Below are 10261 nucleotides of genomic sequence, written 5' to 3' on the forward strand. Positions count from 1 at the left end.
TTAATCAAGGGAGAAGATAAGACAAGACCAGAAATGGATAGAGTAGAAAACTTTGTGCATAGAGTGAGTGCAAAGGTCACAGTTTTTGATACAAAGAAATATAAACTCAATGGAATTAGTGATGAATTTAGAGGAATCCTATCACCAATCATGATGAGATCAGCATTTATGAGATTAAATGTACATTTAGAACATTGTAGACGTCATCCAATTGATATCAGACGTTATTATAAAGCTTTAGATTATTAATGAAAACAACAATTATTTTTGACATGGATGGTGTTATCTTTGACAGTGAAAAAATGTATATGGATGAACTTATAAGATTTCATAAGCAACACAATATTATATTGACATATGAAGAATGTAGAAAAGTCATTGGTGTTGATCGTAAAGTTTTTGATCATATTGTTTATTCTTGGTGGAACCATCGAATACCACCATATGAAGTAAAAGCTTTATTAAATGAATTCTATCAAACAGTAGATAGAGATTATACGAGTATTATTAATCCACACGTAGAATTGCTACTTAAATATTTACATAGTCATCGTTATAAAATAGCATTAGCGTCTTCCTCAAATGAAAAAACGATTGATAAAGCATTAACAACATCTCATTTAAAACAATATTTTCAAATCATTACAAGTGGAAATTCTTTTAAGGAAAGTAAACCAAATCCTGAAATCTATTTGTATAGTCTTAAGCAATTAAATTCAACTAAAGAAGAAACAATAATTATAGAGGATTCTCCCTCTGGTATTCAAGCAGCAGTGAATGCCGGAATAGATGTTATAGCTCTAAGAGATACAAAATTTCAATTAGATCAAAGTCAAGCTAATATCATCATTGATGATATAGAACAAGTTATAGACTATTTATAAAATCCTATGAAAATTTCATAGGATTTTTGCAAAAATGGAGGGGTTATCATGAAATTAAAATGTGTTATTTTTGATATGGATGGATTAATGTTTGATAGTGAACGTATTGTAGGAGAATGTCTAAAAAAAGCAGCAAAAGTATATGGGTATGTTATAACAGACGAATTTAGATTACAACTATTAGGAAGAAATAAGAAAGCTAATGAAAAAACATTAAAAGAATATTTTGGGAAGGATTTTCCTAATGAAAAAATTAGTTTATTAACAACTCAGTATAAAGAAAAGTATATACTAGAGAATGGTTTACCAGTTAAAGAAGGCCTTTATAATCTTTTAAAATATTTAAAAGAAAATAATATACGGATAGCAATTGCTTCTTCTTCAAGTGAGAGTGTTATTAGAAAATACTTAAAAATAACACAAACATACCAATATATAGATTATATTATGTCAGGAAATCAAGTGAAAGAAAGTAAACCTAATCCAGAAATATTTAAAAAGGTATTAAAACATTTTCATATCAACCCATTAGAAGCTCTAGTTCTTGAAGATTCTCAAAATGGAATATTAGCCTCTTACAATGCTCATATTCCTGTCATATGTGTACCTGATCTTGTTTTTCATGATGATAGTGTTAATAGTTTGACACTCAAAGTAGTACATGATTTAAATGAAGTAATTGACTATCTAAAAAATACATATGAACTGTCAAGTGACAATTTCTAGATAGAAATGCAAGGGAGAAAAGAACTTTTTTAAAAAGTTCTTTTTTTATTTTTAATAATTGTAAATAAGTAATTCGTTTACTGCACTCCTTCCGTTTGATTCGTAAGCGCCAAATAAAATAGTGGATAAAAATATAGAACTCAATGAACTATAATATGGAATATGGAGACTACCAAAACTATATTATAGTTTTTATATTCTCTAAGAATTATAAAGAAAGGAAGAGAGACTATATGACAATCCATGAATTAACCCAAAATGAAAAATATAAGTTCTGGTATTTGAAAATCAAGGAATGTAAAGAGAGTGATTTGTCTGTTCAAGATTTTTGCGAAAGAAACAATATTAAGGTATCAACTTATTACAGATATCAGCAAAAGATTAAAATGATTTTGTGTGATCATATAAACAATGAAACTGAACTTAAAAATGAGGTTGCTTTTATCCCTGTTGACAAACAGGAGTGTCATAATGAAAGAATATTGATTATCAAAGGTGGTATTAAAATAGAACTTGATTCCAATACTCCCTATTCATCTGTTGAACCTCTTTTGAAATCATTATTATGATTGGAGATATTTCAAAAGCTGAACATATCTACATAGCTGTTGGCTATACAGATATGCGTAAACAAATCGATGGTTTATCTGCCATTGTTCAACACAATTTTAATCTTGATCCCTTTTCTAATTCTGTATTCCTTTTTTGTGGAAGAAATTCAAGAATCATGAAGGCGCTGTATTGGGAAGGTGATGGATTTGTCTTGCTTTATAAAAGACTTGAAAATGGGAAATTCAAATGGCCCAGAAATGAATCTGAAGCTCGAGAAATCACACCTCAACAATTCAGATGGTTACTTGAAGGACTGTCTATTGAACAACCTAAAACCATTAAAAAGAGTTATCCACAAGTTGTATTGTAAATCCTTCATTTCATAGAAGTATATGCCTATTTGTGGTATAATAAAATCATGAAATGGAGGTGCTTTTGATGGCGGATTCTACAATAAATACAGCTGAAGATTTAGCTTTATTAATCACTGATCTATCACAGTCTATTGAGGAATTAAAAGCTACGATTGCATCTCAAGATACTATCATTGCATCTTTAAACAATACTATTGATAGTCTAAAGTCTGACAATGAATATTTAAAAAATAATAATGATCTTTTACGTGAAGAAAATACTTATTTAAAGAGAAAGTTATTTGGTACTAAAAGTGAGAAAATGTCATATCCTAAAGATCAACTTTCTCTTTTTGATGAAACAGAAAATGAATGTGAACCAGAGCTGCTTGAAGATATTTCATATACCAGAGCCAAAAAGAAACAGAAAGGTACACTCGACATTAAATTGGACAATCTTAAACATGTCAAAAAAGTTTATGATATTGATGAAGGAGAAAGAATATGCGATGAATGTGGTTTTAAATTATCTTATGTAGGTGAAGAACTTGTAAGACATGAAGTCGTTTATGAACCAGCAAAATTATATGTAAAAGATATTTATAGAAAAACCTATGAATGTCGTAGCTGTAGAAAAAAAGGCAAAGGTGTAATGTTTAAAGCAGGAACACCTAAGCCGGTTATTCCACATTCATTTACATCACCAAGTGTACTGTCACAAGTCATCATAGATAAATATGTTAATCATATGCCGTTATATAGACAAGAATCAGAATGGAAACGATTAGGACTAGAACTATCTAGAACAACAATGGCCAACTGGATTATCATTGCCGCTAAGGAATATTTCATTCCTATAGTGAATAAGATGCATGAAATGATGGTACAGGAATCACATATACATTGTGATGAAACACCGGTCCAAGTGTTGAATGAACCAAGAAAGAAATCGACTTCTAAATCGTATATGTGGGTATATTCAAATATCAAAGAAAGTCAACGACCTATTAAAATATTTGAATATAAGCCTGATAGAAAAGCAACGAATCCACAGCAATTCTTGAAAGGATTTAATGGGACCATCATTACGGATGGATATTATGGATATAACCATATAAAAGGCATAACGAATGCATACTGTTGGGCACATGCCAGAAGAAAGTTCTATGATGCATTGCCAGTAGATATGAAAAGTACATCAGGCAGCCTAGCAAATATAGCTCTTGAAAAAATAGCTAAACTATTTGTGATAGAAAAAGAGATTGAGACATTAACACCTGAGCAAAAGATAAAAATACGTCAGGAAAGATCAAAGCCATTAGTAGATGACTTCTTTTTATGGTGCACTGATAATCAAAATAAAGTATTATCAGGGTCAAAAACAGGAAAGGCAATACAATATGCCTTAAATTATGAGGGAGGATTGCGCACATTTTTAGAAGATGGTCTAATACCAATGACCAATTCATTAGATGAACGAACAATCAGACCGTTTACAGTTGGAAGAAATTATGTGCTGAACTTATTTATGTGCTTAAGAATGTAATTATGTACTATTTTTATACAAATTTCCTATTACTTAAGCACATAAAATTTTTTATAGATTTTTTAGAAATTCTAGTATATCATCAGATGGTTGATAATTCATTGTTGAATCACTTGAAGTATTTACTCTTTCCATAGCTTTTCTTTTCAATTCAATATCTGCCACCATATATTTATGTGTTGTTAAAATACTGGAATGTCCTAACCAAATTGCGATTGTAGATATGTCAACACCCGCCTGCAAGAGATTCATTGCTACTGAATGACGAAATGTATGTGCTGATATATTTTTGTTTTTCAAGGAATCACACGTATTGCTTGCTTCTTTTACATATTTTTCGACTCTAAATCTCACTCCTGATCGTGTAAGTTTTTCGCCATTTTTTCCAATTAATAAGTAATCATTATCTTTAATTCCAAATCTATCTATGTATTTGTTTAGATACTGTGAAGTTGTTTTCCATAGTGGGACTATCCTTTCTTTACGACCTTTTCCGTAAATTTTTAAACATGTTCTATTTGGAATATCCAGGTCATTAATGTCACAATATTTTAATGATATTAATTCTGATACTCTCAATCCTGTGTTATACAATATTAAAAACATTAATTTATCTCGCGCACCTAACATTGTATTTGTATCACATAATAAGATGATTGAATCAAATTCATCTTTAGTAATGAAATCCATTGTTTTTATGGTTGTCTTTTGAAATGGTATTGCCAATGATTGAGAAACCAGATAAGAATTATCTGGTGACATTTCAGATACATATTTTAGAAATGAATGTATTGCTGATAATCTATTATTAATTGTTGAAGAACAGTTCTTTCTCCTTGTTTCAAGATATTTACAAAATTCTAGAATGTGTTCTCTATCTAAGTGTTCTAAATTAATTGCTGAAGGCTGAATATTATATTCTCCAATAAGAAATTCAAAGTATATTTTAAAGGTATCTCTATAACTGTTTATTGTCTGTCCAGATACTTTTTTATGTTGCATTAATCTTTGTTGAAAAAATGACTGAATCAAGTACTGAAAAGAAAAGGAATTTTTATTATTCATAATCAAAACCTCCAAAATATTCTTCGTATTTCTCAGTAGCGATATTCAAAAGTTCAGGAGTAGCCGACAAATACCAATAGGTATCTTCAGGTTTCTTATGTCCCATATAAACTGATAGAATAAATAAACTGTTATTGACATTTTCCTTGTTGAGTAGCCACTTTTTAATAGTTCTGCAAGCCATGGTATGTCTGAAATCATATAATCGAACATGATCATAGCCTAGAGGATGTGCATTAAGACATTTTCTTATGATTTTAAAAGCATAAGCCATGGATTGTTGACTTAATGCTTTTCCACCTGTTGTATAAAATAAAGGATCATTTTCCAATTTGTATCCAATCTTTTTGAATATAAAGTCTTTATATTTCTCAATTTCAATGGATACAGTTGGATCAATTGGAATTTTTCGTTCACTATTATATTTTGTATTTTTTATATGAATAAGATTGTTTGTTGTATCAACATCCTGAATTTTTAACTGCGTGGCTTCAGATGGTCTAAGTCCGGTAGACCATAGTAAACCAATAACTGTTTTTATTGTTTGTGATCTTATGCCATCAGGTGAATATAAGTTTTTACATTCTTCCATAAGAAGAAGAGTTTCATGTTCGCTGATTATATATGGAACTGGTCTTGCATGTACATTTGGATAAATATTTCCATAAATAACTTCTGTTTTAGAATCGAAAAATGAACTGTATTTCATAAACGGTCTTAAAACTTCAATTTTTCTTCCCATTGTTTTATATTTTTGATTGCCAGAGGAAATCCATTCTAAAACGATATTCTTTGTTAATGCTCCTGTATAATCTTTTTCCAATGTATATCTTTGAAAATTTCTCAATACACTTATCTCTTGTTTGATCTCAAATCCTAGGCTATGTTTATACTCTATATAAGATTCCAATAGCTCTGATATTCGATTGGTTTCAAGCATTCAAATCACCTCCAGGCCAAGGTGTTGTTATACTTTTCATAGTCTCAAAATCAACCTTCACATAATGAACAGTTGAATCTAGTGATTCATGTCCTAGAATATCAGCGGTTACTTTTAATCCAACTTTAGAATTATACAACTTTGAGGCAGCTGTCCTCCTTAACGCATGCGTACCTTTCCAATAGCCAACAATTTTTTCTTTTTTCATTGCATGTCTTACTACGCGTCTGACATCTTCAGTATCAATACTTTGATTTTTCTTTCTTGGGTTTAAAGATAAAAACAATGAACAATTAGAAGTTTTCCCTCTAAAATACATAACATAATTTTCTAGAAGACTTCCAATTTCTGTAGTCATAGGAATTTCCCTGTTATGATTGGTTTTCGTATCTGAAACTAGAATACTTCCTGTAGACCAATGTATATTATTTAGCTGTAGTTTCGGTATCTCTGATGAGCGTAATCCTAAATCCAACTGCAGTAAAATAATAAGTTTATTTCTTACATCATGTGTATCGTTACTCTTATAAAAATTTCTAAGCCTTGATTCCTCGTCTTCTGATAAAACAATTGGAATCTTATTATTCCAATTAGCTATTGTAAGAGGCAATCCAATAATAGCTTTATCAATTGTGATGTTTTCGTATTCTAAATATCTAAAAAAATTTCTAATGGAAGTTATATATCTTCCTTTAGTTGAAGGCTTTAGCGTTCGCATATGATTGCTTACATAATTGCGAATATCATAAACAGATATTGAACTTAAATCATCATTTGAATTTACCGGATATATATCAAGAAATTCACGAATATGATGACACTCTGATATTACTGTGTTTTTAGATATTTTTTTGAATTCTATAGAATACTGGTAAAAACGTTTCAATAAATTGTTTTGAAAATTATCATTGGGAAGTACTAAAGAACTCTTGTAAGTTTTGAAAGTCATACCTGTTTCCATAAGAAAATACAAACGAAGAGCTGCACGTAAGTTATTAAACAAAGCTTTACTTAAATTTGCTTTATTCCTTTTTTCAAACTCAAGTATCTCTTTGTACAATTGACTGATAGAATCTTGTGGTGTTGGTTTAAATTCAATTAAACTTTTTGAATAGAGCTCAATGGTATGCAGCTTATAGTTGTTTTTGCATAAAAAAGTACTGAACTTCTGTAACTGTAACGTATTCATATTATTTATCCTCCTCATGTTCCTTTATAGGATAAATAATAAATTAAATATGTTAACAGCACATAAATAAGTTCAGCACATAATTTCTTTTATGTTCTGTAGCACATAAAAGAAAAAATTGGTTATTTTCAACATCAACAAAAGGGGCCGAAGCAAGTGCAGCAATATATAGTCTAATCGAAACAGCTAAAGCCAACAAGCTGGATCCATATGGCTATATAGAATTTATCCTCGATTATTTACCACAACAAGATTTAATTGAACATCCAGAGAAAATAGATTGGTTCTTACCATGGAGTGAAGAAATAAAAGAGGAATTTGAAATAAAAGTCGACTAAATTGATCTTCATTATCTTATCAGTTTAATCGACTTTTTTAAATACACTTTATTATTTGGCGCTTACTTTGATTCACAATTGATATTTCTTTTTGCTCTGACTACTCTCATATTATAGTCCTTATACAATTCACGAATGTATTCACAGTCTGAATTTGATTGAAGGAATCTGACACCTTTTTTGTCCAATTCATCACAAGCTTCTTTAAGTTCAGCTTGTCTTTCAGCATTGAATCCATCAGATGTATATCCAGCAAAGGCAGATGAATTTGATATAGGCATATAAGGTGGGTCCATATAGACAAAGCTTCCTTCGTTGGCATCATCTAGGATATTTTTGTAATCACCACTTCTGATTTCGATATTATTATCATTAAGGTATTTTGATATTTCTCTGATGGCTTTTTCATTTGTGATGTTTGGATTTTTGTATTTGCCATATGGTGTATTGAATTGTCCTGACTTGTTGACTCTGTATAATCCATTGTAGCATGTCTTGTTGAGATAGAGAGTTCTTGCTGCCTTTTCGATATCTGTCATGGCATTGTAGATGCTTTCGTCTCTGTCATATGCTCTTACCTTGTAGAAATAATCTGAAGAATTATTCTTTGAATGGTTTTCAAGAGCCTTGATTAATTCATCAGGGTTGTCTCTGATAACCTTGTATACATTCATAAGTTCTTCATTGCAGTCATTGATGACGGCCTTTTCTGGATGCGATCCGAATAGGACCGCACCTCCACCTAGAAAAGGTTCTATGTATTCTGTGTAATTGTCTGGAATCATTTCAGTGATTTCATCCAATAATTGTCTTTTTCCGCCTGCCCATTTTACCACAGGATTTAATTTTTGTTCTTGTTTCTTATTGTTCATTTATTACCTCCCTTCGTATTTGAATTTTTGAAATACGAAATTTACGTTTATATATTTTTCGTTTTATAGTCTTTATTAATCATTGATGTATTGTGATTCAGTAAATGGCTCATTGTATTCCATGATGTCCAAGACATCTTCGCAGCAGCACTCGATGAGTATTCTCATGCTGTAGTAGCTTGGGATGAAGGTGTATGCATATCTTCCTCCTGTCGAGCTCGCTCTGCATTTTGAATGTTCTTGGAAGAACTCTTTGAATTCTTCTGACTTTGAATCATCAATCGTGAAGGATACTCCTTCACGATTTTCTGAATCATCAGAGAAGATGACTGTATCACTCTCTTCGATATCTCCAACCATCTCTCTGTCGTAGTATTCCATCAAGTGAAGTTCATCTCCACATGACTCGCATCTGACTGTAATCTCTATTCCATAGTTGTCAGGTTGGAAGGTGTAAGAGAATTTTTCACCTGTGACTTCCCTTTCACAATCTTCATGCTTTTTCATAAATTCTTTAATTGCTTTGTTAAATCTTTTATCAATATTTAATGTATATTTCATATCTGTTACCTCCTGATTTATTTTTTATTATTCGTGAATGATAACCATCCCTTCATCTATAAGGAATTCGGCTGTCTCTGAACTAACAAGATTTATTTCTACGCCGTGACTTGATTCGAAGAATTCTTTTTCATATTTTCCATCGGCGAACAGTTGCGTTGCTTTTTCTTCCGCTTCCTCTTCGCTTTCTGCCATAATTCCTAAATTGATGACGAACGATTCTCTGATATTTACTACATATAATTTTTTCATTTTTTTACCTCCATATAATTGATATATTTTCGTCGTAGAAATTTTCTACAACCAAATTATATCATGGTATTTTAACAAAAATAGAAAGTTGACTATTTGTCAATTTTACAAAAAATCAATCAAAAAAAATAGTTTGGACCTCTTTGTAATGCAAAAAAACTGGGCAAAAAATATAACCAATTTTTTATTGATAACAACAAGTGTTTGTGAGAAGATTGTGAGAAGAAAAAAATGAAAAATACTAAAAACTAGTCAATAAAACTAATCAAAACTACACGGAAATATGCGGTTTTTAGTCATTTTAATGTTCATTATAGGGGTAGGGGCATAATCCCGCCGCCTCCACCAAAGAAAACAATAACCGCTAAAAACATTGATTTTAAGCGGTTTTTTTATATTTTTGAACAAAAAATTATATCAAATAGCCACTGTTAGCCATTTTTTGATATTTTAAAAAAGTAAAAGATATCAAAATATAATATTGAGAAATGATATCGATTGATTCATGTTAATAATTTTCGATTAAATGTGTGTATGTAGGCTATGAAAATTCTAGTATAGTATTTGATATCATGTAAGAAACATGTTATTCGTATAAATAATATAGTAATTTATTGAAAGTTCATAAGATTATTTGAGATATAATTTTATACTATATGTATAAAAAAGAAGAATAAAGTTATTTAAAGTTGTATTAATAAAGTTAAACAAAAAGAAATATTTTATATTTTAATAGTGATTATAAAAAATTTTAAACTATAAAATATCATTTTTTGTTGATTATAAAAAGGAAAATTGAATTTATAGTGTTTCCTTTGTCTAACTATGAATAAAAAAAACGAAAAAAAGTAAAAAAAGACTTGCAAAGGTAGAGGATAGATGGTATTATAGATGAGCACTCGACGAGAGGGCACAGGGACATTGAAAACTGAACAGTAAACACGTCAATAAAGATAGGAAAAAAGAAAGAGTCAAGAAGACAT

11 protein-coding genes and 2 pseudogenes are annotated in these 10261 nt (G+C 30.2%); 7 read left to right on the forward strand and 6 right to left on the reverse strand.

All coding sequences use genetic code 11. The annotated features are described in order from the left end of the window. The 6 genes and pseudogenes from B5G32_RS12580 to tnpC form a co-directional block, all read left to right on the forward strand. Positions 1-249, forward strand: a pseudogene (locus B5G32_RS12580) (SIS domain-containing protein); the annotation flags it as partial. Continuing rightward, positions 249-884 carry an HAD family hydrolase gene (locus B5G32_RS12585; protein WP_087246088.1) on the forward strand — a complete coding sequence of 212 codons (636 nt, stop codon included), beginning with the start codon at positions 249-251 and terminating at the stop codon, positions 882-884. The pseudogene B5G32_RS12580 and the gene B5G32_RS12585, both read left to right, overlap by 1 nt. A 48-nt stretch (positions 885-932) precedes the next feature. Beyond that, complete coding sequence (locus tag B5G32_RS12590) at positions 933-1610, forward strand: HAD family hydrolase (protein ID WP_087246090.1); 678 nt, start codon at positions 933-935, stop codon at positions 1608-1610. 233 nt (positions 1611-1843) lie between these two features. Further along, a complete protein-coding gene (gene tnpA / locus B5G32_RS12595; protein WP_087304253.1) occupies positions 1844-2179 on the forward strand; it encodes an IS66 family insertion sequence element accessory protein TnpA in 336 nt (111 codons plus the stop codon). Next, on the forward strand, positions 2176-2532 hold the full coding sequence (tnpB, locus tag B5G32_RS12600) for an IS66 family insertion sequence element accessory protein TnpB (RefSeq protein ID WP_087304254.1): 357 nt from the start codon (positions 2176-2178) through the stop codon (positions 2530-2532). The genes tnpA and tnpB overlap by 4 nt, the downstream gene beginning before the upstream one ends. A gap of 68 nt (positions 2533-2600) precedes the next feature. Further along, the gene (gene tnpC / locus B5G32_RS12605; protein ID WP_158094026.1) at positions 2601-4061 is read left to right on the forward strand and encodes an IS66 family transposase; all 1461 of its coding nucleotides are present in this window, start codon (positions 2601-2603) and stop codon (positions 4059-4061) included. A 51-nt stretch (positions 4062-4112) separates the two neighbouring features. On the opposite strand, the gene B5G32_RS12610 is transcribed toward tnpC, so the two are convergent. The 3 genes from B5G32_RS12610 to B5G32_RS12620 are packed head-to-tail and all read right to left on the reverse strand — an operon-like array spanning position 4113 to position 7255. Continuing rightward, the gene (locus B5G32_RS12610) at positions 4113-5126 is read right to left on the reverse strand and encodes a tyrosine-type recombinase/integrase (protein WP_087936848.1); all 1014 of its coding nucleotides are present in this window, start codon (positions 5124-5126) and stop codon (positions 4113-4115) included. Beyond that, a complete protein-coding gene (locus B5G32_RS12615) occupies positions 5119-6066 on the reverse strand; it encodes a tyrosine-type recombinase/integrase (RefSeq protein WP_087936849.1) in 948 nt (315 codons plus the stop codon). The genes B5G32_RS12610 and B5G32_RS12615 overlap by 8 nt, the downstream gene beginning before the upstream one ends. Further along, positions 6059-7255: a tyrosine-type recombinase/integrase gene (locus B5G32_RS12620; RefSeq protein WP_158094027.1), complete on the reverse strand. Its 1197-nt coding sequence runs from the start codon at positions 7253-7255 to the stop codon at positions 6059-6061. The genes B5G32_RS12615 and B5G32_RS12620 overlap by 8 nt, the downstream gene beginning before the upstream one ends. A gap of 110 nt (positions 7256-7365) precedes the next feature. Between B5G32_RS12620 and B5G32_RS12625 the strand changes: the two are divergent. Beyond that, positions 7366-7593, forward strand: a pseudogene (locus B5G32_RS12625) (transposase domain-containing protein); the annotation flags it as partial. 62 nt (positions 7594-7655) lie between these two features. On the opposite strand, the gene B5G32_RS12630 reads toward B5G32_RS12625, so the two are convergent. From B5G32_RS12630 to B5G32_RS12640, 3 genes are all read right to left on the reverse strand, one after another. Next, complete coding sequence (locus tag B5G32_RS12630) at positions 7656-8465, reverse strand: DNA adenine methylase (protein ID WP_087936851.1); 810 nt, start codon at positions 8463-8465, stop codon at positions 7656-7658. Positions 8466-8540: 75 nt separating this feature from the next. Continuing rightward, the gene (locus tag B5G32_RS12635; protein ID WP_087246094.1) at positions 8541-9026 is read right to left on the reverse strand and encodes a hypothetical protein; all 486 of its coding nucleotides are present in this window, start codon (positions 9024-9026) and stop codon (positions 8541-8543) included. 27 nt (positions 9027-9053) lie between these two features. After that, complete coding sequence (locus tag B5G32_RS12640; RefSeq protein ID WP_087246096.1) at positions 9054-9278, reverse strand: hypothetical protein; 225 nt, start codon at positions 9276-9278, stop codon at positions 9054-9056. Between the last annotated feature and the right edge of the window lie 983 nt (positions 9279-10261).

The organism is Massilimicrobiota sp. An80 (assembly GCF_002159255.1).
GTDB lineage: Bacteria > Bacillota_I > Bacilli_A > Erysipelotrichales > Coprobacillaceae > Allocoprobacillus > Allocoprobacillus merdigallinarum.

Excerpts from the sequence above, each read along its gene's own strand:
- B5G32_RS12585 (WP_087246088.1), top strand. The coding sequence starts at position 249 with ATGAAAACAACAATTATTTTTGACATGGATGGTGTTATCTTTGACAGT.
- B5G32_RS12590 (WP_087246090.1), top strand. The coding sequence starts at position 933 with ATGAAATTAAAATGTGTTATTTTTGATATGGATGGATTAATGTTTGAT.
- tnpA (WP_087304253.1), top strand. The coding sequence starts at position 1,844 with ATGACAATCCATGAATTAACCCAAAATGAAAAATATAAGTTCTGGTAT.
- tnpB (WP_087304254.1), top strand. The coding sequence starts at position 2,176 with ATGATTGGAGATATTTCAAAAGCTGAACATATCTACATAGCTGTTGGC.
- tnpC (WP_158094026.1), top strand. The coding sequence starts at position 2,601 with ATGGCGGATTCTACAATAAATACAGCTGAAGATTTAGCTTTATTAATC.
- B5G32_RS12610 (WP_087936848.1), bottom strand. The coding sequence starts at position 5,126 with ATGAATAATAAAAATTCCTTTTCTTTTCAGTACTTGATTCAGTCATTT.
- B5G32_RS12615 (WP_087936849.1), bottom strand. The coding sequence starts at position 6,066 with ATGCTTGAAACCAATCGAATATCAGAGCTATTGGAATCTTATATAGAG.
- B5G32_RS12620 (WP_158094027.1), bottom strand. The coding sequence starts at position 7,255 with ATGAATACGTTACAGTTACAGAAGTTCAGTACTTTTTTATGCAAAAAC.
- B5G32_RS12630 (WP_087936851.1), bottom strand. The coding sequence starts at position 8,465 with ATGAACAATAAGAAACAAGAACAAAAATTAAATCCTGTGGTAAAATGG.
- B5G32_RS12635 (WP_087246094.1), bottom strand. The coding sequence starts at position 9,026 with ATGAAATATACATTAAATATTGATAAAAGATTTAACAAAGCAATTAAA.
- B5G32_RS12640 (WP_087246096.1), bottom strand. The coding sequence starts at position 9,278 with ATGAAAAAATTATATGTAGTAAATATCAGAGAATCGTTCGTCATCAAT.